The sequence below is a fragment of the Nostoc sp. TCL240-02 genome (assembly GCF_013343235.1).
GTDB lineage: Bacteria > Cyanobacteriota > Cyanobacteriia > Cyanobacteriales > Nostocaceae > Nostoc.
This window is the reverse complement of the sequence record NZ_CP040094.1, coordinates 5610889-5636219: the sequence shown is the minus strand read 5'-3', so window position 1 is coordinate 5636219 and position 25331 is coordinate 5610889. Positions and strand designations below refer to the sequence as shown.

Below are 25331 nucleotides of genomic sequence, written 5' to 3'. Positions count from 1 at the left end.
TTCGCCTTTGGTATTCTTGTAGAGTAGACGCTTTGCATCTACTGCGTGTATTTTTGTACAACTAAGTAAGTTGGTATAAATAAACCAAATTATGTTACGAAACGTAAATAGTCTTAAAGTCTTTACTAATGACCAATGACAAAGGACAAAGGACAGCCTTTGCCAGTTAGCTTTAATTGCGCCAATTTACTTACTATTGTAAAAAAATGTTTGAAAAATCGTTAACAGCAGGTTGCTTAAATGAATGAGTTCGATCAAACTTTAGAAGATCAGAGCATGAGCTATGTGGGAATGATTGCAAAGTTTCCACTGGGTGTTCACGATCTCAAGTCTTTTATTACTCCTGAAAACCATCTATTCGTTCTTTGTCATCTGGGAATCCCAGTCATTGACATTCAGCAATGGAGCTTGAAAATTTCGGGATTAGTAGAGCAGAATCTTGAGTTGTCATATCAAAATTTGCTGAGTCTGGAGTATCGTGAATTAACAGTTTTACACCAATGTTCAGGCAATCCGCTTCAACCCAAGGTTCCGACAAGACTCATTAGTAATGTTACATGGGGTGGAGTTTCGCTCAGAGCAATTCTTAATCAATTGCAAGTTAAACCTGAAGCTCGTTATGTCTGGTTTGTCGGAACTGATCGCGGTGTTTATGAGGGAGTTGCTAGCGATTCATATATAAAAGATATTCCTATCAGAAAAGCATTGGATAATGATGTGCTGCTGGCGTACAAGCTAAACGGTGAGTTTCTGTCAGCAGAGCGGGGTTTTCCTTTGCGGCTGGTGGTTCCGGGCTACTATGGCACGAACTTTGTAAAGTGGCTCTCACATATTTATGTCACAGATCGGCGATCGCCAGGGACCTTTACAACAACTTTCTATAACGATCGAGTTAGAGGCGATGATGCGACTTTAAAACCCGTTTGGGAAGTTGCACCGGAGTCTGTAATTGTTCATCCCTCTCAAAATGAAGTATTATACCTTCAACCTCAAACACATTGGGGCTGGGCCTGGGCATCCAAGGGTATCCAGTCGGTGGATGTTAGTATAGATGGTGGTATCACCTGGCAAGCTGCTGAAGTTGAACCACGGATGCAATATGCTTGGCAACGATTCACGTTTCAATGGACTCCACCAACGCCAGGACAATATAGCTTGATGAGTCGAGCCACTGACTATGATGGAGCAATTCAACCAATTCAGCAAGAGCGCAATGCTGTTTATACAGTAGCCGTCACCGTTAAAGAAACGACGGTAAAAGACTCAAAGCCTTTTACCGCCGCCGAATGAATGAAAATTGAACAGATATCTTAGATAGATGTTAGCGATCGCTCTGGTTCATACACTTTAGAAAAAGGTTCTTGATAAGAATGAGTCTTAATATAAACTAAAAACTCATTGATCAAGTCTGTAAAATACACAAACGCCACATCAATCAATTCAAGTGCTTGTTGACGAATCTCTTCCGGCACCTCAATCTCTTTCATTATTTGCAAAGAAGCAGGAGTATGAAGAGTGTGGGTATTTTCTATATGGTTATGACGCATACCAAAGTAACGGAACTCTGTCTGAGTCATTTCTTGCAGTTGTAAAGCCGCAGACATGGTTGAACGGAAAAACACATTTGCCGTCACCTCAGATACCTCAATGGCAACCAATCTGATGATAGGATCTGCTCCCCGAGTATACCGCTCAAAGATAGGAAACATGGAACGGGAAACCTTAGTATGATCGCTCCAAAGGAATCGCACGGCATCACTGAAGCGCATAGGATAGTCAATCCCCATCTTCTCCATGTCTTCTAGTAACCATTGCCAGTGGAAATGTTCTTCGTGCGTGTGCAGATTTACCATCTCTTGAATGTAATTAGTCGTTGGCTCATCTCTGAGAACTCGTTTGCACAACTCGCTAAACTCTAGTGCCAGTGGAGCAATCACAGGTGCAAATGCCAGCCTCTGCCGTGGATCAATAGACTCGTCTTTCATATACTCAAAGAACGGCAACTTTGCATATTCTTGGTTCTTCTGCTCAATCAACTCAAGAATTGATTTCATTTTCATATTCCTAACGATAGACAAATGGGTTTGTAACCGACTTGGTTATCCAGTCAGCCATAGCACTACTCAGGCAAAAGCCTGAGAGAGTGCTTATTGAGAAAGTCAGAAAGTTTGTTAGCTTAAGATTCTGCCACAGCGATTGTAATCGCTATCAAAACAAACAATATACCTCATAAACTATGGTAGAAAATGTTCTGAAAACTCTCCTCATATTTGTGTAAAGAGCTAACAGGAACTCAAGCTAAACTATTTTTCGATGACGCAATAAAGTACATACAAATGTACTGTTAAAGTTACCACCTTGGGTAAGATCGTAACTTTAAATATTATTTATTCAAAACCGTAAAATTACGATTTAAATAAATTATTTCTTTAGATTTTATTATTCAAAACTGCTGCAATATCAGTAGTTAATTTTAATAGAATGTTTTATAGCTGGACTTTTTGAAGTAAAGATGAAAATTATTACTGTAAAAATTTAAGTATAGAACTTTACTTTTAACATCTGTAAAAAAAAGAATGCCAGTGATGCTATAATTACTAGTATAATCGGATGCAAAGTTTTATAATATAAATATGTTTCTGTGGTGAATCAGGTAATTTGAGAATAATAAATTATGCGATGTTGTATCGCAACAGATAATTATTAAAAGTGAATCAGAATATTAACTTGACCAAAATCTTCCTCAATAGAGACTATAAGTTTCTGAATGTCTTCGTCTAATGCCAGATCAATCTGATAGCTTTTGGACAGTCTGAGCGATCGCTAAAAGTGTTTCTAAAAGATGTCCCACTAAACAGAGTACAGCACCTTGCGCCGCCATTTCCAATGCGATCGCTTTTCCAATACCGTTATTTGCTCCTGTCACCACAACAATTTGATCAGTCAATTCACTGATCATTTTTTAGATATGATGTGTTTTTATTGCTGTTCGGACAAAAACAGGATCTGTACTAAACCTCGTCTACTTTTAGAACCGTAGTTTTGTGCGTTGGGTGCAGCGATCGCGTAACCCAACATAAATAAGGTGGTAATGTTGGGTTGCGTTTCACTCCACCCAACCTACATCACTGGAGCCAGAAGCCTTTAATCAGCCATTCCTATGCCTTGTATGAGCCCAAGTGCCCAAATTACAACCAATTGCCAATCAACACATAGGCAGACCAAAAGCTTGGTGCTTTGTAGTTAGGGTGTTGCAACAGTTGTAGTTGGGCACGGTGGACAGCTTTGGCTTTGGTGATTTTGCCACTCTTGAGTTCTCGATAGAAGGCACTAACAAACATTGCCGTTGATTCATCATCAATCTGCCACAGTGAGGCAATGGTACTGCGTGCGCCAGCTCGGACAGCTGCTCCTGCAAGACCCAGTGCTGCACGGCTGTCTCCTGTTGCTGTCTGGCAAGCACTCAAAACGAGTAGCTCTACTATAGTTTTGCCCTGACTGCGAAAAAGAGTATCAAAATCTTTGACATTGATCTGACCATCGAAATCCAAAATAAAAGTGTCTTCAAGGCGGGAACTAAACTGACCGTGAGTTGCTAAATGCACTATGTTGAATGAAGCAGCACTAATTTCACCCTCTAAATTCTTTTTCTTAAAATCTCCATCTAGTAAACTAGTTGTCGAGACTCCTGCTTTGGCAATGCCGTCAAATTCAGATTTGATCGCAAGCAACGGTGCAAACTTGGAAAAACCTGGTGGTGGCTGAGTCAGTCCTGCGGTTAGCGCTCTTAGCTGCTGTTTTACCAATGGTTTAGGATCGAGGAGTTGCAGACCCACACTCAGAGCAATTGCATATTTCTCTACCAAGTATTGCTTACCATCATATAGAGCTGCCATTGGTAAATTGCGTAAGGGACCATCCAGGACAAACACTAGGGTATCTACCCCACTGTTTTGCAATTTTGACTCAATGGGTTGAAGCAACCAGTTGTAAACTTCATGCGCCTGGGTTTGGACGACTTTGGTAGCGGTGGGATTGACAAGATTTTTTCGCAGTTCTACTAACAATTTCTCTACTTCTCTATGGGAAATCTGAGTAGTGTAGCTTTGCAGGGGTTGTTTGGGAATTTTGACAATTACTTGAAGTTCGTCAGGAAGAATAATCGGATAAAGGATGGCAGCCGTGGGATTATCTTTATCCACCATTTGATCGAGGGCTACTCTCTTTCCTTGTAGGCAAGCTTCTCGAAAGAAGTCGTCCAATTCTGCTAGTTGGAGTGCTTCAATGCGTTGGCGTGCTTTCTCCAATATTTTTTGATCTGGTTTTCCTTCTTGGGATTTTAGTAGTAACTCTACTGACTCTCGGTAGATGGGTTCTACGCTGTCCCGAAAGTTGAATTGTACATCCTGGTTAACTACATCTTTATTGACTACTAAATCTCTGCGAAGGGACTGGAGAGTGTCCACAGCAGAATCATAGGCTGCGATCGCACCATTCATATCTTTTTTTGCCCGCAGTAATCTACCTAACTGCCACTCTAAGGTGTAGGTAATTTCTGGTGCATTGCTGCTCTGTGCTAAAGCTAATCCTTGCCGGGTAAGCTCTTGCGCGTATGACAACTGCCCGGTTTCTTCATACAAACTGCCTAAACTCTTTAGTGAGTATGCTTCTGCCCGCTTGTCCCCTAAACTGCGGGATTGCTCGATGGCGGTGGCGAGTAATACTGCTGAGTCTTTGGTGCTGAATCCTGAGTAGTAATGCTGACTAGATGCTTGCAATATACCACCCTTGACTTTTGCCAAACTTTGGGAAAAGTTAACGCGAGCGTAAATACTAGCCCGGCTGGAAGGGAGTTGAGCAAGTTCGGATTCAATCAATGGTAAGAGAGTTTGAACCTTTGCCCATTGTTGATCTTGAATCAGTAGGCTCAGGTGATTGAGTTGGGCTTGGACTTTTATTAAGGGTGGGGGAGATGCTGCAACTGTTTGTTGATAATAGGCGATCGCCAATAGGTTGTTTTGTTGTTTACGGGCATTATTCCCCAGGCTGAACAGACTGGCTGCAATATCTGCACTTGATTGCAAATTTCGAGCAATTGTCAGACTTTCTTCTAAGGCCAGACGTGACTTTTCCAAATCGCCCACTACTAAAAGAGCATCACCAAGCGATCGCAAACTCACTGTCTTTTCTATGGAATCTGGTTGAGATTTTAATGTCTGACTTACCCGATCGAGTGTTTTGACAGCGCGAGGGTAAAATCCTTGGGTTCGCCACGCCTGTGCTTGATTGATTAGCGATCGCACCACACCACTTTGATTATCCGTTCGCCTGTAAATTTCTTCTGTCTGCTGCCAAGTTGCTAAAGCTGCCTCGGCTTGTCCCATTTTCTGTTGGAGACGACCTTGAATATCCAGTGATTGGGCTAAGATTTGGAGATTTTGGTTTTCATCTTGTCTTTTGAGCAAGTTTAAGCTATTTGTAATTGCCTGCTGTGCTTGACTCCATAAACCAAGTTGCTGGTAAGCTAGGGAAAGATTACTCAGTGTCGCTGCTTGTCTGAGACTTTCTCCTTGCTGCTTATATGCTTGGACAGCCTGTTCTAACACTTCCACTGCCTTAGCAAAGTTACCAGAATTGTATAAAAACTTGCCTTGTTCTAGTAGCGAACCTGGGTCAGTAACTACAGCCAGCGATGTCAAATTGTTAATTTGTGATTGAGATGAGGAATTAATTGAGCCAGGAACTTTTGCTAGCACGGGTGAACCCAAGATGCATAGCAAAGCTATCAGGAAGTACAAAGGCAAACGTAAAAAGTGAGCCAGTGTGGTTTTACGCCGACGCTCTGGCTGCTTCTGTATTTTAACTTTTACAGAATTTGCGCCAAAAATCCTAGTTGTTTTAGCCATAAGCATGACAAGAGGTAATTGATAACCAGGAACGCACAAGATTTACTCTAAGTGTTTGGGCTACCAGGGTAATGTTACCATTCACATCCATTACTCATGCCTGAGCTTCTACAATCTTATTTATCATGGCTTGGATAAGGTTTTACCTAAACTGCATTGTCACTGATTCCAGATAATTAGACATCTTCATCAATTAAATATACGTTATCCAGAACCCTTGTAGAGAGGTATTAGCGTAACGGGGCCCAGTTCAATGCAATAAACCTAATCACTTAAAAGCGGATGACTTAATTTCTTGCTCTATCTGATTACTAATAATCTCAGATCCCATAGCAGGTTTATCTAAGTTAACCCTAACAAAATTAGTTTTATCTTTCCCTGTAAATTTTTTATCACTATCTGAGTCTTTGATAATTTTTATAAAAATTGCATTTTGACTTGGAACAACAACCCAATTGATGATTTGAGTATTGTTTGGGGTAATTTGCTGGAGATTCTTACCTGATAAATCAGAAAGATAACCAACAGTAGCATCTTCGCTGTTGAGCTTTGTATCTATGTTTGTGTCTTGTTCAAGGATTTTATAAAACCAAACTCTTGTCGGCGGCTTCTCTACCGCTTTTACCTCTAATAAATCAAAGGAGGCGATAATGGCTTTTTTATTTAATAAAATATGAGCTTCACCATCTTGCTTGCGATAAAAGATGATGTTAGACAATTGGTTGTTTCTTTCATAAGAACGTGAAAGGCTTAAATCAGTTTTTTTATCTTCATTCTGCTCCGGAAGAACAACTGGGATCATTATATAATCTGATTGGTCTTTAATAATTAAATCTCCATAGACAAGATTCGGATCGGGTTTTGATTTATCTGTTGCTTGTGCCTGTTCCGCTTTTGTACTAATAGAAGACTTACAAGAAAAAGAAAGGAGCGTGATAATAATAGCTGTAGTAATTTTATTTAAAAATCTATTATATTTCATCAATTTTTTTAATACGATACATTGCTATTCTATTTTCTTCGCTGCTTGGAAATTACTTAGTTAATTTGAGTTTATATTCTACAAAACAAGCCCATATCAATGGGCTTGTTTATATATACAAAATAAATCAAGTAACCCAATCAAAAGGTTTGATATTTATTGGGTACATTAACTGACTTTTATTAAAAAGACTTTAGTTTCCCAACTATTTCTTCAAACGTCAATTCCGGCACTATCTGCCGTACCGAAAAAATTATATCACAATAAAGTACCAAAAACCTGGTCAACCCTGACCAGGTTTTATCGAGTTCATAGATTTCAAATTGTTAAACTAATTAAGTAATTGAAGGTTAATAACTAAGGTGGACTAGATAACTAACAAACTCAGCATTCTTGTGTTTTTCCGCTTTGGGATTTGGCTTTGCCTTCTACATTAGGCTTTTGCCACTTTTGTAATCTTGATATGCTGAAATTTGCTTGGGTTGATGACAGGAGACACTAAGTCATTTACCCTTTTGTTTTGGTTTTATTTTGTTTGGTGTCCTACTATTTAAGTTATCACTTCAGTTTCTAAGTTGCAACTCTTAGTTTACTAAAGTTGATGTTTTGTTAAATTTTGCAATCTAGCTCCAAATATTTGATCCCTGACTATCTTTTTAAGATATTTGAGGGGATCTTCTAGAGATCAGCATCGCTAATCAAACTGCATTGTCATCAATTCCACATAATTTGACTGTCATCCAGACAATTGCCGACAATACGTCGAATCTCATCAATTTTTCCCAATTAGGCAAGATAAAGCTTAATTTCGGCAGCTAAGGCGTTGTCTCGTGCTTGTTGGGGATAACGCGCCTTTGCAATAGCATTAATTTGAGGTTGGGCAATTAGCCACGGCAAAGCTAACTGAGCAGGGGTACAATTATAAGTAAGGGCTATGGGACGTAATTTTTGTAGCCCTTGTTGAGCATGTTCAAAGTTTTCGCATTGAAACAGTTTATTTTTAGCACGATTATCTGCTGGGTTGCTAGCGATCGCTTTTTTATAACTGCTTTCTAATTCATTCCCTTGGACAGTTTCACACTTTATCGGTCTTAGCTTGAATTAAATCAGAGTTACAGTAGATGCTGATGGAATTGACTACAACTTTTCATGCTCTCAAAGAATGGGCAGTCGCCGTAAATGCCTTGGAGAGTGGCAAAACAATTATGTTGCTCCGCAAAGGGGGTATTCATGAACGAAATGGACATTTCCAAGTTGCCCACAAGCAAATTTTGCTTTACCCTACTTATGAACATCAACAAGCTTTCATGCTCAAACTTGAGTATGCTAATCGTGTTTATCCAGTAACATCAGGTTGGCATCCAGAGACAGTTCGCATCGGCAGTTGGGCTGAAATTACAGATATTTTGCCAGTTAGTGACGAATTTCTTGTCAACGCCTTGCTTCCGTTCCATATTTGGAACGAGCATTTTATTAGCGATCGCCTTAAATGGAAACCACGTCAGCCCCTTTATATTCTCCTCCTGCGGACATATAAGCTAACCCAAGAGCAAGAAATTCCTTATTATCCTAAATACGGCGGTTGCAAATCATGGATTGATTTAGATCAATCAATTAACTTGCAAGAAACAACGCCAGCTTTGTCTGATTTTGCATACACCCAATTAGTACAGACAATTCGCGGCATTGTCGGCGACAAGATGGCCAGAAAAATTGATATGCTCAATAACAACTCGACCTTTTGCTAAACCTCGGTTGTATTGCTGCTAAGTTTTTCAATTTAGAGAGAAGGCTATGGTATTTGGAAAACTCGATCAAATTGGGCTTTGATCGCAAAAAAAACCCGCCCACCAAATATTTAGAGTTTTTCTACAGCGATCGCACGCTGCACTATCCGCTAGTCAGGAGCCAAAATTCAGTTCTAAATTCTGGCTTCTGACTTCTATTTATTTAGGACTTACGCAAAACTACACGCGGTAGGGGCAATACCCTGCGGGAAGCCGAAGAAGCGTCTACATGAATTGCCTCTACCGGAGAATAAAGGTTTGGGCTATTTTTTACGTAAGTCCTGTTGTTAAAAATGCAGCAGATTGCAAATTCTAAACCTACGCTGAAAACAGTAGTTGTTGTTACACACGATCGCAAAAAACGCGGATAACATTAGAAAAATCTCACCCTAATACATAAAGTGAGGCAAATCTGTTTATCTGCATGTCCAAAAATAGCTCACAAGGGTGAGAAGTAACTTGACAAAAGTCTGATATTATGCGTTAGTTGTTAGCTAAAAGCAAAGGAGTTTGCAATGCATCGACAAATGTGCTGGTTATCTAAGTCTGGTGGCGACGGCGAGAAAATTTTGTATTTGCAGACAGAACCCAATCAGCCTTGGCGACCCTACACGGCTTTTGGACATTTTGCAGTCCCAGATTATCAAATACCAGGTGGTTCTAAAGGTTGGGCAACTTATCAAAAACTTCTCACAGCAGGTTGGACACTAGTACCTAGCGCACGCGCCAATGAGTTTGGCAGCAGTAGCTACGTAGAGTCAACAATCCAAAATCAATAGTCATTAGTCATTAGTCATTAGTCATTTGTTATTCTGTACGTCCCTGTGTCTCGCCAGTCCCTTACTCATTCACAAACCTCTGGGGAAACCTTCACCGCGAGGATCTGCCGCGCCTTCTAGAGTCCCATCAGATGTAACCGCGATCGCGTTACCATTACCCCAAGGAGTAGTTTCCTTTACTTTATGCCCCCGACGGCGTAATTCTTGCAGAGTCCAAGCATCTAAACCCCAGGATTCTACACGCAACTCATCTGGAAGCCATTGATGATGTATGCGTGGAACAGAAACAGCTGCGCCAACATCCATGTTGTATTCCAGCACATTTAGGATGACTTGCAAAACCTGAGTGATGATAGTGCTACCACCAGGCGCACCTGCTGCCATCCGAAAATGACCATTTTCTGTGACAATTGTGGGAGTCATGCTGGATAAGGGAGTTTTGCGGGGTGCAATGCTGTTGGCATCGTTACCAACTAAACCAAAGGCGTTAGGTACTCCTGGCGCAGCAGCAAAATCATCCATCTCATTGTTGAGGACAATTCCAGTTCCTGGTGTCACCACACCAGCACCAAAACTGAGGTTAATGGTGAAAGTTAGACTTACAGCGTTGCGTTCTTCATCCACAACAGTAAGATGGCTGGTTTCAGGAGATTCATAGCGCATCGCGTGCAGTTTAAGAGACTGATGAGATAAAGGAATGGTATTTTCTCCTAAACTTCGATTATTAGCTTGACTAAAACGTTGTAGTATTTTTCTATCTACTGGCTTGACCTTGGTCGAGGGTCTAGCCACTTGCATATTAATTTCTTGACGGCGTTGTTTGGCGTAAGCTGGACTGAGTAGTTCTTGTACAGGAACTTTGACAAAATCAGGATCGCCTAAATATTCTGAACGATCAGCGTAAGCAATTTTCATTGCCTCTACCATTAAGTGGATAGCGTCAGGATGATGCCATCCCAAAGATGTTAAATCAGTGTCACCGATAATATTTAAAATCTGCAATAGGTGAACACCTCCCGATGATGGGGGTGGCATTGAGCAAACTTTAGCTTTGCGGAAATTGCCACAAATAGGAGTCCGCCAGATTGGTTTGTAGGCTTTTAGGTCTTCTAGAGTAATTAAACCACCATTTTTTACCATATCAGAAGCGATCGCGCGAGCAATACTTCCGGTGTAAAAACTTTGGGGATTTTCGGCAACTGCTGTTAAGGTACGTGCCAAATCATTCTGCACCAGTTTTTCTCCTGGTTGATAAAATTCGCCGTTGCGAGTGAAAATTTCCCGCGCTGCTGGGTTCTTCAGAATTGCTTGCTTGCGCGATTGGTTCGTTTGCAGAGAACGCCATGTTGATACATCGCCCAGAATAAAGCCATCTTTAGCGAGTGCGATCGCAGGTTTCATCACCTCTTGCCAAGGAAGTTTACCATAGCGATGATGCACTTCATAAAGTCCCGCCACCGTTCCTGGTGTCGCTACTGCCAAATAACCATTAATACTTGCATTGGGACGCACCTTTCCTTTTGCATCTAAATACATATTTTTTGTCGCTTTCAAGGGTGCGCGTTCGCGGAAATCTAGCGCTTTCATATCGCCAGTTTTCTCAGAGTGCATCAGCATAAATCCGCCGCCGCCGATTCCGGCTGAAAAAGGCTCAACTACAGAGATTGCAAAAGTTGTGGCTACAGCTGCATCTACTGCATTACCACCTTTGCGTAACATTAAAATTCCCGCTTCACTTGCTAACGGATGGGCTGAAACCACCATTCCCTTTTTGCTGCGTAGGGGTAAAGTTAAGGCGGCTGATGCAACTTGACTGTAAACAACGAGGGTGAAAGAAAAAATTGCGATGGCTACGCCCGCCGCAGGCATCGCAACTCGCTTTGATTTAGCAACAGTAAGCATTTTTATGCCATTTTGTTTGATATTTTTTAGCCTAGCGCCTGGGAGAGCATTTTATACGCTGCTTGCTTGTTGATTGCCCAGTTGCAGAGCGATCGCTAAATCTTGTTGAAATTCCTATCTATGTTGGTTACTATGAATTTGTAAGGACAAATGCCGTACATTTTATTTTTTGGTAAACATTATTCTTATTATGTAGAGGCTATCATGGCTGATCCTGTGGGTCAAAACCGCCAAGCAAATTTAACGCGCTCCAAGGCTGAACGTCTGGAAGCTCGTATTAGTAAAGAACAAAAAGAACTTTTCCAGCGTGCTGCTGAGATTCAAGGTCAAACATTAACAGATTTTGTGATTAGCAGCGTTATGAATGTTGCTAAACAGATCATCCAGGAAAATGAAATGATGGTCTTAAATAGACAAGACCAAGAAGTTTTTGTAGAAGCACTGCTCAATCCACCAGAACCAAGTGCAAAATTAAAGGCAGCCGCTCAACGCTATGAACAAAACATGGGTGTGTAAATGGCGTTACCTGATACTTTTGATGATTATTTAATAGAGCCGCTAGGAAAGCAAGACCGGGCGGCTTTTTCTTGTGATGTTGAGAAACTTGATATTTATTTAAAACAGCAAGCAGGACAAGATGCTCGGAAGCGGATGGCTGCTCCCTTTGTTTTAATTGAAAAAAGTTCTGGAAGCGTTGTTGGGTATTACACACTATCATCAACAAGTCTTAAATTTGATGAATTGCCAATTGAGATCACAAAGAAGCTCCCAAAATATCCAAATGTTCCTGCAACTCTTTTAGGTCGATTGGCAGTTGATAAAAATCATCGAAAAAAAGGGCTGGGGGAAATGCTATTAATGGATGCGCTTTATCGCAGTCTACAAAGCGAAATTGCTACAATAGCTGTAGTGGTTGATGCCAAAGACGACAAAGCGCGTTCTTTTTATGAGTATTATAATTTTATTCAATTTCCTAATTTTCCTTATCGGTTGTTTCTGATGATGCAAACAATTGAAAAAATGTTTACATAACTAATTAAAAATAACTTTTTAATGTATATTGTAATCGACTGGCTAACTTAAATTAGTGAAACAGCCGAAGATGGATACCGTAATTACACCAGAAAGAATCGAGTTACCACCTGGCGCGGTGTTGAAGCTTTTGGGAGATTGGAAAGACTATCAAGTATTGAGTCAGCAACTAGGCGATCGCTCTTCGCCTCGCATTAAATATAGACCTGGAGAGATTTTGCTAATGGCACCGCTACCAGAACATGGAAGAGATGCGAGTTTGTTGGCAGATATTGCTAAGGTTTTGCTGGATCATTTAAACCGCATATACGAGTCATTTACACCCATTACCATGAGCTTGCCAGAAATTAGTGGTATTGAACCAGACTATTCCTTTTACATTGAAAATTGTAGAGCAGTAGTCGGTAAAAAAAGAATTGATTGGGAGTCAGATCCACCACCAGATTTAGCAATTGAAATAGACGTTACAAGCTACACCGATATTAATGATTACTTACCTTATCGAGTGCCAGAAGTTTGGATATTAAAGAGTAATCGCCTATTAATTTATAGATTACAGGCAGAAAGTTATGTGCTTACAGAAAGCAGCTACTTTCCTAACGTCAGAGAAATTGTGCAACAATGTCTCCAAATGGCCAATGAGCAAACAACAAGTGAAGTTATTAGGTGGTTAAAGAACTTTTTGCATGGACAACACTAGAGTGCTTGACGCTAACCCTTAATTACAAATTACAAATTATTTTAATCCCTTCGATTTGCGAAACTCCTGGACAACATCTTTAACATCACGTAATTCACCCTCAACTAAATAATTTAACTGTCGCATTTCATCTGCCGAAATCTTCCCAGCAAGTGAAGCGATCGCTATTTTTAATTCAGGATATTTTTTTAATATTTCTTGCCGAACAATTGGCACAGTTTCGTAAGGTGGAAAATAATGTTTATCATCCTTTAACACAACTAAACCCAACCGAGAAATCTGCCCATCAGTGGAGTTACCCGCCACCATATCTACTTGTTTTTGAATCAAAGCACGATATATCAAACCCAAGTCCATGATTTGGGGAGATTTGGCAAAATGTAAATTGTAAGTTTTAGCTAATCCAGGGAAACCATCTTCTCGTTCTAAAAACTCATAACCAAAACCGCCGCGCCACTGTGGTGTATATTGAGTAGCTTCTGAGAGAGTTTGAATATTGTAGCGTTTGGCATCATCACCCCGGACAATCATCGCAAAAGTATTTTCAAAACCCAAGCTTGGCATCACTTCCAAATTGAATTGCTGGGAGTATGCTTGTTTTAATTTTTCATAAACTTCTTTAGGGTCATTAACTGCTTTTTGCTTTAAAATTCCCGTAAAAGCTGTACCTGTGTACTCAATATAAGCATCAATCTTGCCAGTAGTAATCGCATTATGACAAACAAAAGAACCACCCAAACGGGGACGACGAGATACTTTTAAATTAGTTGTTGCCTCTATTTGCTGTGCTAGAAGTTCACCTAAAATATCTTGTTCAGTAAAATCTTTGGAAGCAACAATAATATTGCCATCGCTGCTACTATTTACATTTGGTGTACAGCTAGTGATGACTAATAACAAAGCAAAAGTTAAAAAGCACGATGCTAAAAATCTTTTCATTAACTTTTAATTTTTAATTTATTCTCCAACCAGCCAATTGCAAAGTCAGCCAATAATGCAATTACCGCCGCCGGAACTGCACCAGCTAAAATTAACTGATCGTTCACTACTGAGATGCCGCGAAAAATAAAGACTCCCAAGCCACCAGCACCAATGGCGGCTGCAATGGTTGCAATGCCAATAGCAATTACCGTTGCTACTCGCACACCTGCTAAAATTACCCCCATTGCCAAGGGAATCTCAACTTGTAATAACAATTGTCTATCCGTCATTCCCATACCTCTCCCAGCCTCTCGAATCGCTGGATCTACACCAGTAATACCTGTGTAAGTGTTACGAATTATTGGCAGCAAAGAATATACAGTCAGGGCAACAATTGCTGGTACAGCACCAATTCCGCCAATTATAGGAACAGGAATGAGTAAACCAAAGAGAGCCAAACTAGGAATAGTTTGGAGGATATTCGCTATGCCGAGAATTGGTTGGCGGAGATAAGTTTTACGTGTAATTAAAATACCTAAAGGAATGCCTATAAGTATGGCAATTCCAATAGCGATGCCTACTAAAAATAAGTGTTCAAGAGTATGCTGAAGAATTTCTGGAGCATACTTAACAAGGAAGAAATTTTTCATAAATTGTCTTGGAAGGAACGCAGACATTTAAGAAAGGCTAGGCTTTCTGGGTGTTGCGATCGCATAAATTCATCTGTTGTCCCCAATACTACCAATTCTCCACCATACATTAAACCAATTCTCGATGCCAAAACCAAGGCTTCTTGAATATCGTGGGTGACAAACACAACAGTTTTCCCTAACTCTTGCTGCAAACGCCGAAACTCTTGTTGCAGTTCTAAGCGCGTAATCGGATCGAGTGCGCCAAAGGGTTCATCCATCAACAACACAGGCGGATCTGCGGCTATTGCCCTGGCTACACCGACTCTTTGTCTTTGCCCTCCCGAAAGTTCGTGCGGGTAACGCCCTGCAAATTGTGCTGGTTCTAAACCCACTAATTGCAACAATTCATAAACCCGCGTTTTTATTTGTTTGGGTTGCCAACCTTCCAAAGCCGGGACTAAACCCACATTGCGTTCAACTGTAAAATGGGGAAATAAACCAATTTCTTGAATGACGTAACCAATTTTTCGCCGCAGTTTAATTTCATCCCATTGAGTTGTGGGAATGCCATCAAATAAAACTTCGCCTTGTGTAGGTGTGAATAGGCGATTAATTAACTTCATTGTGGTGGTTTTGCCGCTACCACTGCGCCCAAGTAATACTAGTGCTTCTCCTTGGCGGATGTTGAAATTAAGATTTGACACCAAGGGGCGATGATTGCGGCTAAAAGTGACATCGCGGAATTCAACGGCGGTTTGGTTATTTTGCGGCATTAGTAGCTTTTGGTGGACGCTAGCCTGTTATTGACTATATGTATTATGTGCTGATTTTGCTAGTGTGCTAACGTCCAATTTGTCAGACAATAGATTTAAGCCCCTCTATGCAGTTTTAGCATTTTCATCTGATGCTTGCTCTGCAACGTTTTTTAAGCGGCTCGATCTGATTTTGCGGATGCGATCGCTATTGCGAACACCGCCTGCCATCTCATACTCACGACTGTCTTTGCCGTACTTAATAGCAACCACCATCAGCATTTTCTCAGAAAGCTGACTCAGGTTTTTTTCCATCTCTTCAATTTCAGTTTTAGAAGAGTCAACCACAGACAAAGCAGTATTATAAATATCAAGTTTGTTGCGTAACTGCTCAATTGACTCAATCAGTTTTTCCAGATTATAATTTTCATCAAATTTGATGCTTGGAACAATCGATTTCAGTCCAGCCGATCTTAACTGAGCTTTTTCTAGAATGCGGGATGTACGTTTTTGACGAGACATAAAATTACTCCTTTAAGACGCTGCTAGAGCTAGCTTGGCTTAATTAAAGTGCGTTTCGGTTCAGCAGAACTCGCAGTTTTTGCTTACAAAATTTTCAGGTTATATCGGTAATTTTTCGGTATTTCTTTTCAGAATTTAATTAATAATGTAAAAAAGCGCAAGTTAGACCACTCCTATCACGACTGAAACCACTCCCGTCATGACTGAAACCACTCCCGTCACGACTGAAACCACTCTTGTCATGACTGAAACCACTCTTGTCATGACTGAAACCACTCCCGTCGCGACTGAAACCACTCCCGTCGAGACTGAAACCACTCCCGTCACGAGTTAGATCGCTTCAGTTTGTTGGGCAGTGCGTAGATGCAAAGGGGCTTAAGCGATCGCTTAGTATTCTGTAGAAAAAACTGATATAGGCGATCGCAGTTTACAGAAGTGCGATCGCTCTCATTGCCAAAGATAACCCCTGGCGATCGCTCATTGACAGTCTAGACAATTTCTCTGATGATTTTATGACTAATTGCGATCGCCCACTCATCGACACCAGACAGAGTTTGTAAATTTGATACCTGCTTGATGGTTGAGTAGCTGTAAAAGGCGATCGCACTTTGCTTAAAACTATAAATACTGCATCTCCTTATACCAATTGACCAAAATCAGCCTACAGATGCAAGTTAACTTTAACTCTCTTAAATTACGAATTATGGTTGCCGAGCAAAGTCGAGGTACGAATTACGAATTATTTCCACCATTGCCCAACATCCACAATCGCACGGGCAATTTCTACCGTTGCTGCTTCGCCACCTAATGCCAAGATAACTGGAAACAATGCCGTCATATCTTGCAGCAAATTAGGACGAGTGCGAAGGGATAGCTCATGAAGCGTATCTCGCCAAAAGGGAAAAAGTTCCGTAGATGGCATTTGTGACAAACTCTCAGCTAAGGCACTCAAGGCATTGGCACGCAAATCCTCATGCTGAATCGCCCTGGCAGCAGCAAGGGCTTTTGGCAACAACTCTAGTGGCAGTTTGTCAGCTAAGGCACTCAAGGTTTTGGCACGATAAGGCTTATCCTGAATCGCCCAGGCAGCAGCAAGGGCTTCTGGCAACAACTCTGGTGGCAGTTTATCAGCCAAGGCACTCAAGGCTTTGGCACCCAAATCCTCATGCTGAATCGCCCAGGCAGCAACAAGGGCTTCTGGCAACAACTCTGGTGGCAGTTTGTCAGCTAAGGCAATCAAGGCTTTGGCACGAGAATCCTCATCCTGAGACGCTCTGGCAGCAGCAAGGGCTTCTGGCAACAACTCTGGTGGCAGTTTGTCAGCTAACACAATCAAGGCTTTGCCACGATAAGGTTGAATCGCCCAGGCAGCAACAAGGGCTTCTGGCAACAACTCTGGTGGCAGTTTATCAGCTAAGGCACTCAAGGTTTTGGCACGAGAATCCTCATCCTGAATCGCCCAGGTAGCAGCAAGGGCTTCTGGCAATATATCTGGCAGTTTGTCAGCTAAGGCACTCAAGGCTTTAGCACGATAATACTTACGCTGAATAGTCCTGGCAGCAGCAAGGGCTTCTGGCAACAACTCTGGTGGCAGTTTGTCAGCTAAGGCAATCAAGGCTTTGCCACGATAATACTCATCCTGAATCGCTCTGGCAGCAGCAAGGGCTTCTAGCAACAACTCTGGTAGCAGTTTGTCAGCTAAGGCAATCAAGGCTTTGCCATGATAATACTCATCCTGAATCGCTCTGGCAGCAGCAAGGGCTTCTGGCAACAACTCTGGTGGCAGTTTGTCAGCTAAGGCAATCAAGACATTGGCACGAGAATCCTCATCCTGAATCGCTCTGGCAGCAGCAAGGGCTTCTGGCAACAACTCTGGTGGCAGTTTGTCAGCTAAGGCAATCAAGGCTTTGGCACGAGAATCCTCATCCTGAATCGCTCTGGCAGCAGCAAGGGCTTCTGGCAACAACTCTGGTGGCAGTTTGTCAGCTAAGGCAATCAAGGCTTTGGCACGAGAATCCTCATCCTGAATCGCTCTGGCAACAGCAAGGGCTTCTGGCAACAACTCTGGTGGCAGTTTTTCAGCTAAGGCACTCAAGGTTTTGCCACGATAATACTCATCCTGAATCGCTCTGGCAACAGCAAGGGTTTCTGGCAACAACTCTAGTGGCAGTTCGTCAGCTGAGGCAATCAAGGCAATCAAGGCTTTGCGAGGATCAGTATTATCCTGAATCGCCCAGGCAGCAGCAAGGGTTTCTGGCAACAACTCTAGTGGCAGTTTGTCAGTTAAGGCAATCAAGACATTGGCACGAGAATCCTCATCCTGAATCGCTCTGGCAGCAGCAAGGGCTTCTAGCAACAACTCTGGTGGCAGTTTTTCAGCTAAGGCAATCAAGACATTGGCACGATAATACTCATTCTGAATCGCTCTGGCAGCAGCAAGGGCTTCTAGCAACAACTCTGGTAGTTTGTCAGCTAAGGCAATCAAGACATTGGCACGATAATACTCATCCTGAATCGCTCTGGCAGCAGCAAGGGCTTCTGGCAATATATCTGGCAGTTTTTCAGCTAAGGCACTCAAGGCTTTGGCACGAGAATCCTCATCCTGAATCGCTCTGGCAGCAGCAAGGGCTTCTGGCAATATATCTGGCAGTTTTTCAGCTAAGGCACTCAAGGCTTTGGCACGAGAATCCTCATCCTGAATTGCTCTGGCAGCAGCAAGGGCTTCTGGCAACAACTCTGGTGGCAGTTTTTCAGCTAAGGCACTCAAGGCTTTGGCACGAGAATCCTCATCCTGAATTGCTCTGGCAGCAGCAAGGGCTTCTGGCAACAACTCTGGTGGCAGTTTTTCAGCTAAGGCACTCAAGGCTTTGGCACGAGAATCCTCATCCTGAATTGCTCTGGCAGCAGCAAGGGCTTCTGGCAACAACTCTGGTGGCAGTTTTTCAGCTAAGGCACTCAAGGCTTTGGCACGAGAATCCTCATCCTGAATTGCTCTGGCAGCAGCAAGGGCTTCTGGCAACAACTCTGGTGGCAGTTTTTCAGCTAAGGCACTCAAGACATCGGCACAATAATCCTCATTCTGAATCGCCTTGGCAGCAGCAAGGGCTTTTTGCAGTGCGAATTCTTGAAGATTTGGTGTTAAATAATTGACTAGTTCTGTAAGCGAGTCGATTTTCTCTTGTGGTTTTGGTTTTTGCAGGGCATAGGCTAGTCCTTGTTCGGGAGTCCACATCTTGTTTTTGACCAACGCTACCAGCAGATTTGCTGGTAGATTAGCTGCCAAACTATTGATCGATGCAGTAATCAAAGCATAACGACATTGCAAGCCTAGTGTTGATTCAGTCCGATTCGCTTCTGCTAGTTCCCAGGCACGAGAAATATCTGTGATGTAACCGCTAATTTGTGCCAATTGTTCTCGCGCTTCATACCAGCCATTGCTTTTAGTTGCAGACTCTTCCCGCAATAACTGATGAATCTCTTCTAACTGTCCAGCCTTTTCCAAATGCCAAACTAAACGCTGATGAATGTAACCATCATCGAGTAAAGTATGCCATAAACCATTCTGTGTTTTCTGCCGATACTTGTTTAAAAAAGCAGCATGAACATCAGCAAGGTTTAAACCCAACCCAGCCAAATCTCCTGGGCGCTTTGACTCAGAGGGAGCAGTTAACAAATTACAAGCTAAATCGTGGAATAAGTCATGTAAGCGATAGGTAGGCATACCATCAGCAAGCGGTACTCCTGTTAATAGCAATGCTTTATTCCGTAAATATTGCAACATCTTGGCAGCATCACGCTTATCTATCTGCCACAGCGTTGCCGCCATCATCTTATTAATGTTGACATCCTCCGGCAATACCCCTAACCAAGAGAAATGCTCCTGCTTTTCTGGTGGCATTCTCTTGACACTCAAATTTAATGATGCGGTTAAACTCAGGCGTTTTAAACTAGCCTCATCAGTAATTTCTTCGGCTTCCGGTCGGTCAAAACTTGTTAATCTGGCTACTTCTTGCTGAATATCCGCCAACAGTTCATTCCAAGTCGTACCACAGGCAACTTCGGCGGCTGCAAGTTCCAATGCTAGGGGAAGATAACCAACACCTTTGGCTAAATTTTCTGCTGAGTGACGTTCCGTGCCTGTAATCTCGCGTCTTAATTTCTTCGTCAGCAATTCCATTGCCTGGTCTGGTTTCATTATATCCAGGCTGTAGGTGCTGGCTGCTAAGGCATCGGCAATAGAACCTTCACGAGTAGTTACCAAAACTTGACAACGCGCACCACCAAAATTAAACGCTTGTGCATCTTCGGTATTCCAAGCATCATCCACCACTAACAGCACCGCTTTGTCATAAAGTAGCGTCCGCAGATGCGAGGAAGTTGCTTCTACACTTGTAGGCTTAAAGCTATAGTCTCCTAATGCTTGCACCCAGCCACTAAGTAAAGCCAGTACATTGGGTTGTTGACCTAATGTTGCCCAAAGAATGCCATCACAAAAACGAGATTGTATTTCTGCATTATGGGCTAAAGCCGCAGCTAAAGTAGATTTGCCCACCGAACCCAAACCGTGAATCGCAGTAATTACTAAAGTGCGACTATCAAACGATGAACCATTTAAAAGACGAGTCTTTAAATCATCGCTGTACTCTGGGCGTTCTACAAAGTATGTGGGTAAAGGTGGCGCTTGAAATAGAGTAAGTTTAATTTGACGTACAGTAGCAACACCCTCATCTTGGGTGGAATTGGCTGCTAATTCTTTGGATTTTTTTGGTCTGCTATTTTCCCACGCTTCATCAAACCGTTTTAGGTTCTTCTCTCTATCCCTTGACCATAGCTTTAAAGTAAAGTGCCAGTCATCAGAACCTTGAGTTTGGAGACGGTTATCTTCCAGAATCTTCAAAAAACCCTTCAGCAAATTCAGCGCTTCTCGAATTTGCGCTTTAGTTAACTTGCCAGGATATTTGTCTTTTTGGGTCAGCAACTCCAACGCAACTAACGTAGTCTGCACAGTCAGCTTGGGGTTAGTGCTGTCTTCTTCTTTCCAGTCGTACTTAATTTTAAAGTTATCGTCCTCAAATTCCCCATTGACAAAACAAAGCAACGCCTCTAGCAGACGCTTGACTCGCTTTTGAATTACAGGGCCTTTAGTAGATTTTCGTGGCATTACATCCAAAAAATTGAGTAAGAAGTTTGGGGCTACCCCATATTGAAACTCCCACCCCAAACTCATGTAATCCAGATTTTAAGGCATTTTCAGCAAGATTAGGGTATTTGCTTATGGGCACAACCTCAAAGAGAACCTGTATCTATAAAACTCTTTGAGGCACAAACAAATGCAAGCCCGTCAAATTCTCGGTAAAATCATTGCTTTGTTACTGGCAATGCAACTATTCTTGATTGGCTTCCAAGCTAAAAGCCAAATTGACCAAGGTAACTCATCCATTGAGGCGTTGATTTGGATGACTCAACAATATATTTTAGTGCTGGTTAAAATTCGCAGCTTGCAGGATAAAAAGCAGGAAAATCATTCTCCAAAACTCAAAAGTAAAAGATGAAGTGGTAGGTGTGTTAACGGAACGCCGTAACCACCTATGCTAAATAAATCATCATAAAGACGCGATAAATCGCCGTCTCTACAAAAGACTAATTGTAGAGACGGCGATTCATCGCGTCTCCTGTCTTAATTCACGTCATGTTAAGAAATTAAGACTCCATCTCCGCCAATTCTAACCAGCGTTCAGTCGCCACATCGATCGCGTGCTTGAGCTTTTCCACATGATCGTACAGCTTTTGCACTTCGCTGTAATTCCCCGGTGAAACATTCCCTAGTGTTTTCTCGGTTTCTTCTTTCTCAGCTTCTAACTCGGCAATTTTATCTTCCAACTGCTCAAATTCTTTTTTCTCCCAATTGGATAATCTCCGCCGCTTGGTATTTTCTACATCCTTGGGTGAAGCCGCACCATTATTTTGAACTTCGGCATTTTTCGGCTTCTCCTTAGTGTTCGCAGCTTGTTGCTGTGCCTCTTCAGCCTTCTTATAGTCTAGATAAATCGAGTAATTACCTGGATATTGCCGGAGATTACCGCCTTCCTCAAAGGAAAATACTGTGTCGATAGTGCGATCGAGAAAGTAGCGATCGTGAGAAACTACAATTACACATCCGACAAAATCTTCTAAATAATCTTCTAATACTGCTAATGTCTGAACATCTAAATCGTTTGTCGGTTCATCTAAAATTAAGACATTGGGCGCACTCATCAAAACCCGCAACAGAAATAAACGGCGTTTTTCACCACCAGAAAGTTTATTAATTGGGGCATACTGTTGATTACCAGGAAACAAAAACCGCTCTAACATTTGCGAAGCAGTAATTTGAGTACCATCGGTAATTTTGATAAACTCTCCTTCTTCTTTGATGTAGTCAATCACGCGCTGATTTTCATTTAAAGCTGTGAGCAATTCTTCAGAATGCTGGTCAAAATAACCGATGTGAATTGTAGTCCCAATTTCGGCAACACCTGAATCTGGCTGAATCTGACCAGTGATAATATCCATTAAAGTGGATTTACCAGCACCATTAGCGCCGATGATGCCGATGCGGTCTTCTGGACTAAATTCGTAGGTGAAGTTATTAATTAAGGTGCGTCCATTGTATGCCTTAGAAACGTTCTTTAATTCAATAACCTTTTTGCCAATGCGACGACCAACTGTAGAAATATCAACTTTACCCTGAACTTCTTTAAATTCAGTATCCCGTAGAGCATGAGCGCGGTCAATTCTAGCTTTTTGCTTAGTACTTCTAGCTTTCGGCCCTTTTTTGAGCCATTCCAACTCGCGTCGCAATAAGCCTTGATGTTTCCGTTGAGTACTTACGGCAGATTCTTCAGCTAAAGCTTTCTTTTCCAGGTAATATGAATAGTTGCCTGAATAGGTATAAATGTCGCCTCGGTCGATTTCAACTATCCGATTGGTGACGCGATCCAAAAAATAGCGATCGTGGGTGATTAGAAAAAGTGCGCCACGATAGCGATTTAAATAACTTTGTAACCATTCTACAGAAAGAGCATCCAGATGGTTTGTCGGCTCATCCATGAGCAAAGCATCGGGTTCTGCTAACAATGCTGATGCTAAAGCAATGCGCTTGCGATAGCCTCCAGATAAAGTGCCTATCTTGGCATCAAAGTCAGAAATTCCTAATTTTGTAAGGATAATTTTAGCGTTGGTTTCTAATTCCCAAGCACCGCTTGTATCCATCTTTTGCATCACCACAGAAAGGCGAGACATTAGTTGACTATCATCTGGATAATGAGCTAATTTATCTGAGAGTTCTTCATACTCACGTACTAAAGCCGTATGTTCGCCACTATCAGCAAAAACTTGCTCTAAAACTGTGTGATTTTCATCTAAATCTGGCTGCTGGGGTAAGTAGATGATTTTAGAACCGGAGTTAATTATAATTTGACCGCTATCAATGGATTCCAACCCGGCAATCATTTTTAATAGGGTTGATTTTCCCGAACCGTTGGTACCAATTAAGCCAACTTTATCGGTAGCATCAAGGCTAAAGCTGGCATCTTTTAAAACTTCTTTGATGCCAAAGTCTTTTTTAACCGACTGGAGTGTAATAATACTCATAAAATCTAGTAATTTTTCATTGATCGTTAATTAGTAGGTAAAGCACATACCTTACCTACATTCACAGAATTCTATACAAATAAATCCAAAGGTAGATGTCCATACATTTCGTTGATTCCGTCTTCGTGGTAAGACTGACAAGATACTAATACTCCACGATGATGTCCAGCATAAGAATCAAGATAGCACAAGCCATTTTTACCGTTTAATTTGATATAAACTGGCCCTTCAGGTGTCAGCAAATTATTTGGTGGTTCATAACCCAAAGCCAAAGAGTAGGTCTTCATAGCCAGTATTCCTTCTTCTGCTGTATCGGCACAAATTCCTAAAATTTGATAATCAGCAAGTTTAGTTACCAAAATTAGGGCATCACGAATTACTGCTTTTTCTGATGGCTTGAGAATAGGCGCAATGTCTAGACAGTTAAATTTATTCAGTAATTTTTTCGCTTCTTCGGCGGTGAGATTGTGAGAATTAGGGGTTGACATAAACTTTGATTGATGAACTTGTTGGTTTTTGTGTTGTGTTTGAGTTGGGACTAGCCCAACTTATACTATTTTGGATTTTAGACTTCGGCTTACCTCGGCTCCGGTTCCATCGAGCGAAGTCGAGATGCTCGGCACAAGTAGCTCAATCGAACGATTTTAGATTGCAAATCGTCCAAGTATTGCAGAATTTGTCTGAAAGTCAGAGCAAATTCCATAATAGAGAGCTTGTTATCTAATGCCAACTCCTTACGGTTGATTTGGGACATTTCCCAGGTTGAATATGAAGGGTACACCGCTTTTTGAGTCGCCACCCATAACGAGGACTTTGGGCATTTGAGCGCCGCCACTCTTCCAAGCTTCAATTGCTTCTTTTTGTAAAACTAACTGTCCTCCTTGGGCTTTGAGTGTCTCTGCTAAAAGTCTTTGAGCTTCTGCCCTACCTTTAGCACGATTCACATCTGCTTGTGCTTCTTGTTCTGCTTCCCGTGCTACATAAACGGCTCTTTGCGCCCGTTGTTCAGCAATTTGTTTTTCTTCCACTGCTCTGGCAAATTCTGGTGAGAATGCTAAATCAACTACGCTAGTATCTAACACAATTATCCCATATTTGTCTAAGCGATCGCCTAACGCTTGATCGAAGTCTTCTTTCAATTCACTTCTTTTAGTAATTGCTTCTTCTACTGTTCTTCTGGCGGCTGCAATTTTAAATGCTTCTTGTGTCTGAGGTGCAATGATTTTTGATACTATATTTGCTAAGGTTCCTTGTTTCCTTCTAACTTCAACTACCTTGATAGGATCGAGACGAAAGTTGATCGCAAATCTCGCAGATAAATTCTGCAAATCTTTTGTAGAACTCTCGGCTGGCACTTCAAATTTTTGAACAGTCAAATCATACACATCTACCACTGAGATAAAAGGCGGTTTAACGTGAATCCCTTCCAATAAAGCGCCATCTCTAGCTTTACCCAAGATGCTGATCACTCCTGCTTCTCCTGGGTTAATAATGATAAAGGAATTTAGTCCCAAAATCACTAGTGTTGCTAACACAATTCCTAAAACTGTGGTTTGCCAATTTCCTAATTGCTGATTTTTCAAATTCCTTTCTCCGATAAAAATTAGTCATTTGTCATTTGTCATTTGTCATTGGGCATAAAATTATTCTTCTCCCCTTGTTTCCCATTCCCTATTCCCCATTCCCCATTCCCCATTGTCCATCCTTAGTGATGATATTAACCAATTAGAGCGGTTTCTGGATGGGGGAGCGAATGATATTATCCAAGTTTCCACAACTTTTTT

The 25331-nt window shown here is 41.7% G+C and carries 21 protein-coding genes and 1 pseudogene; 7 read left to right on the top strand and 15 right to left on the bottom strand.

All coding sequences use genetic code 11. The features are described from left to right. Positions 1-240 precede the first annotated feature (240 nt). On the top strand, positions 241-1290 hold the full coding sequence (locus tag FBB35_RS23970; protein ID WP_174711727.1) for a molybdopterin-dependent oxidoreductase: 1050 nt from the start codon (positions 241-243) through the stop codon (positions 1288-1290). 20 nt (positions 1291-1310) lie between these two features. On the opposite strand, the gene FBB35_RS23965 is transcribed toward FBB35_RS23970, so the two are convergent. The 5 genes and pseudogenes from FBB35_RS23965 to FBB35_RS23945 all read right to left on the bottom strand — a co-directional run bounded on the left by FBB35_RS23965 (position 1311) and on the right by FBB35_RS23945 (position 7974). Then, the gene (locus FBB35_RS23965) at positions 1311-2054 is read right to left on the bottom strand and encodes a hypothetical protein (protein ID WP_174711726.1); all 744 of its coding nucleotides are present in this window, start codon (positions 2052-2054) and stop codon (positions 1311-1313) included. Between the two features lie 734 nt (positions 2055-2788). Further along, a complete protein-coding gene (locus FBB35_RS23960; RefSeq protein WP_174711725.1) occupies positions 2789-2947 on the bottom strand; it encodes an SDR family NAD(P)-dependent oxidoreductase in 159 nt (52 codons plus the stop codon). Positions 2948-3188: 241 nt separating this feature from the next. Continuing rightward, complete coding sequence (locus FBB35_RS23955) at positions 3189-5906, bottom strand: CHAT domain-containing protein (RefSeq protein ID WP_254625683.1); 2718 nt, start codon at positions 5904-5906, stop codon at positions 3189-3191. Positions 5907-6174: 268 nt separating this feature from the next. Further along, positions 6175-6888: a hypothetical protein gene (locus tag FBB35_RS23950; protein WP_174711724.1), complete on the bottom strand. Its 714-nt coding sequence runs from the start codon at positions 6886-6888 to the stop codon at positions 6175-6177. Between the two features lie 714 nt (positions 6889-7602). Beyond that, positions 7603-7974, bottom strand: a pseudogene (locus FBB35_RS23945) (aldo/keto reductase). A gap of 35 nt (positions 7975-8009) precedes the next feature. On the opposite strand from FBB35_RS23945, the gene FBB35_RS23940 reads away from it, so the two are divergent. After that, positions 8010-8636 (top strand): DUF1802 family protein, encoded by a 627-nt coding sequence (locus FBB35_RS23940; RefSeq protein ID WP_174711723.1) that lies wholly within the window; start codon positions 8010-8012, stop codon positions 8634-8636. 554 nt (positions 8637-9190) lie between these two features. Further along, positions 9191-9454 carry a hypothetical protein gene (locus tag FBB35_RS23935; RefSeq protein WP_174711722.1) on the top strand — a complete coding sequence of 88 codons (264 nt, stop codon included), beginning with the start codon at positions 9191-9193 and terminating at the stop codon, positions 9452-9454. 69 nt (positions 9455-9523) lie between these two features. On the opposite strand, the gene ggt is transcribed toward FBB35_RS23935, so the two are convergent. Further along, complete coding sequence (gene ggt / locus FBB35_RS23930) at positions 9524-11356, bottom strand: gamma-glutamyltransferase (RefSeq protein WP_174711721.1); 1833 nt, start codon at positions 11354-11356, stop codon at positions 9524-9526. 150 nt (positions 11357-11506) lie between these two features. Here ggt and FBB35_RS23925 point away from each other — a divergent pair, with 150 nt between their 5' ends. The 3 genes from FBB35_RS23925 (at position 11507) to FBB35_RS23915 (ending at position 13088) form a co-directional block, all read left to right on the top strand. Continuing rightward, positions 11507-11872, top strand: a complete 366-nt coding sequence (locus FBB35_RS23925) for a DUF1778 domain-containing protein (protein ID WP_368041795.1) — start codon at positions 11507-11509, stop codon at positions 11870-11872. After that, entirely contained in the window at positions 11873-12388 is a 516-nt protein-coding gene (locus FBB35_RS23920; RefSeq protein WP_174711720.1) for a GNAT family N-acetyltransferase, read from the top strand. It abuts the gene before it with no gap. 70 nt (positions 12389-12458) lie between these two features. Then, positions 12459-13088, top strand: a complete 630-nt coding sequence (locus FBB35_RS23915; RefSeq protein WP_174713751.1) for a Uma2 family endonuclease — start codon at positions 12459-12461, stop codon at positions 13086-13088. 36 nt (positions 13089-13124) lie between these two features. On the opposite strand, the gene FBB35_RS23910 is transcribed toward FBB35_RS23915, so the two are convergent. From FBB35_RS23910 to FBB35_RS23885, 6 genes are all read right to left on the bottom strand, one after another. Further along, positions 13125-14027: a glycine betaine ABC transporter substrate-binding protein gene (locus FBB35_RS23910; RefSeq protein ID WP_174711719.1), complete on the bottom strand. Its 903-nt coding sequence runs from the start codon at positions 14025-14027 to the stop codon at positions 13125-13127. Continuing rightward, complete coding sequence (locus tag FBB35_RS23905) at positions 14027-14659, bottom strand: ABC transporter permease (protein WP_114085935.1); 633 nt, start codon at positions 14657-14659, stop codon at positions 14027-14029. The genes FBB35_RS23910 and FBB35_RS23905 overlap by 1 nt, the downstream gene beginning before the upstream one ends. Further along, positions 14656-15414: an ATP-binding cassette domain-containing protein gene (locus FBB35_RS23900; protein WP_174711718.1), complete on the bottom strand. Its 759-nt coding sequence runs from the start codon at positions 15412-15414 to the stop codon at positions 14656-14658. Before FBB35_RS23900 ends, FBB35_RS23905 begins: the two co-directional genes overlap by 4 nt. Positions 15415-15519: 105 nt before the next feature. Then, a complete protein-coding gene (locus FBB35_RS23895) occupies positions 15520-15915 on the bottom strand; it encodes a hypothetical protein (protein WP_174711717.1) in 396 nt (131 codons plus the stop codon). 427 nt (positions 15916-16342) lie between these two features. After that, positions 16343-16522 (bottom strand): hypothetical protein, encoded by a 180-nt coding sequence (locus FBB35_RS23890; RefSeq protein ID WP_174711716.1) that lies wholly within the window; start codon positions 16520-16522, stop codon positions 16343-16345. Positions 16523-16654: 132 nt separating this feature from the next. After that, entirely contained in the window at positions 16655-21076 is a 4422-nt protein-coding gene (locus FBB35_RS23885) for an NB-ARC domain-containing protein (protein ID WP_174711715.1), read from the bottom strand. A gap of 169 nt (positions 21077-21245) precedes the next feature. Here FBB35_RS23885 and FBB35_RS23880 point away from each other — a divergent pair, with 169 nt between their 5' ends. Further along, positions 21246-21467 carry a hypothetical protein gene (locus FBB35_RS23880; RefSeq protein WP_174711714.1) on the top strand — a complete coding sequence of 74 codons (222 nt, stop codon included), beginning with the start codon at positions 21246-21248 and terminating at the stop codon, positions 21465-21467. A gap of 148 nt (positions 21468-21615) precedes the next feature. Here FBB35_RS23880 and FBB35_RS23875 read toward each other — a convergent pair whose 3' ends face one another. The 3 genes from FBB35_RS23875 to FBB35_RS23865 all read right to left on the bottom strand — a co-directional run bounded on the left by FBB35_RS23875 (position 21616) and on the right by FBB35_RS23865 (position 25130). Then, positions 21616-23547 carry an ABC-F family ATP-binding cassette domain-containing protein gene (locus FBB35_RS23875; RefSeq protein WP_174711713.1) on the bottom strand — a complete coding sequence of 644 codons (1932 nt, stop codon included), beginning with the start codon at positions 23545-23547 and terminating at the stop codon, positions 21616-21618. 71 nt (positions 23548-23618) lie between these two features. Further along, positions 23619-24035: a DUF1824 family protein gene (locus FBB35_RS23870; protein ID WP_174711712.1), complete on the bottom strand. Its 417-nt coding sequence runs from the start codon at positions 24033-24035 to the stop codon at positions 23619-23621. A gap of 246 nt (positions 24036-24281) precedes the next feature. After that, complete coding sequence (locus FBB35_RS23865; RefSeq protein ID WP_174711711.1) at positions 24282-25130, bottom strand: prohibitin family protein; 849 nt, start codon at positions 25128-25130, stop codon at positions 24282-24284. Positions 25131-25331: the final 201 nt, after the last annotated feature.

What these genes read in the sequence shown, in the direction of transcription:
- FBB35_RS23970 (WP_174711727.1), top strand. Translation starts at nt 241, where the DNA reads ATGAATGAGTTCGATCAAACTTTAGAAGATCAGAGCATGAGCTATGTG.
- FBB35_RS23965 (WP_174711726.1), bottom strand. Translation starts at nt 2,054, where the DNA reads ATGAAATCAATTCTTGAGTTGATTGAGCAGAAGAACCAAGAATATGCA.
- FBB35_RS23955 (WP_254625683.1), bottom strand. Translation starts at nt 5,906, where the DNA reads ATGGCTAAAACAACTAGGATTTTTGGCGCAAATTCTGTAAAAGTTAAA.
- FBB35_RS23950 (WP_174711724.1), bottom strand. Translation starts at nt 6,888, where the DNA reads ATGAAATATAATAGATTTTTAAATAAAATTACTACAGCTATTATTATC.
- FBB35_RS23940 (WP_174711723.1), top strand. Translation starts at nt 8,010, where the DNA reads ATGCTGATGGAATTGACTACAACTTTTCATGCTCTCAAAGAATGGGCA.
- FBB35_RS23935 (WP_174711722.1), top strand. Translation starts at nt 9,191, where the DNA reads ATGCATCGACAAATGTGCTGGTTATCTAAGTCTGGTGGCGACGGCGAG.
- ggt (WP_174711721.1), bottom strand. Translation starts at nt 11,356, where the DNA reads ATGCTTACTGTTGCTAAATCAAAGCGAGTTGCGATGCCTGCGGCGGGC.
- FBB35_RS23925 (WP_368041795.1), top strand. Translation starts at nt 11,507, where the DNA reads ATGCCGTACATTTTATTTTTTGGTAAACATTATTCTTATTATGTAGAG.
- FBB35_RS23920 (WP_174711720.1), top strand. Translation starts at nt 11,873, where the DNA reads ATGGCGTTACCTGATACTTTTGATGATTATTTAATAGAGCCGCTAGGA.
- FBB35_RS23915 (WP_174713751.1), top strand. Translation starts at nt 12,459, where the DNA reads ATGGATACCGTAATTACACCAGAAAGAATCGAGTTACCACCTGGCGCG.
- FBB35_RS23910 (WP_174711719.1), bottom strand. Translation starts at nt 14,027, where the DNA reads ATGAAAAGATTTTTAGCATCGTGCTTTTTAACTTTTGCTTTGTTATTA.
- FBB35_RS23905 (WP_114085935.1), bottom strand. Translation starts at nt 14,659, where the DNA reads ATGAAAAATTTCTTCCTTGTTAAGTATGCTCCAGAAATTCTTCAGCAT.
- FBB35_RS23900 (WP_174711718.1), bottom strand. Translation starts at nt 15,414, where the DNA reads ATGCCGCAAAATAACCAAACCGCCGTTGAATTCCGCGATGTCACTTTT.
- FBB35_RS23895 (WP_174711717.1), bottom strand. Translation starts at nt 15,915, where the DNA reads ATGTCTCGTCAAAAACGTACATCCCGCATTCTAGAAAAAGCTCAGTTA.
- FBB35_RS23885 (WP_174711715.1), bottom strand. Translation starts at nt 21,076, where the DNA reads ATGCCACGAAAATCTACTAAAGGCCCTGTAATTCAAAAGCGAGTCAAG.
- FBB35_RS23880 (WP_174711714.1), top strand. Translation starts at nt 21,246, where the DNA reads ATGCAAGCCCGTCAAATTCTCGGTAAAATCATTGCTTTGTTACTGGCA.
- FBB35_RS23875 (WP_174711713.1), bottom strand. Translation starts at nt 23,547, where the DNA reads ATGAGTATTATTACACTCCAGTCGGTTAAAAAAGACTTTGGCATCAAA.
- FBB35_RS23870 (WP_174711712.1), bottom strand. Translation starts at nt 24,035, where the DNA reads ATGTCAACCCCTAATTCTCACAATCTCACCGCCGAAGAAGCGAAAAAA.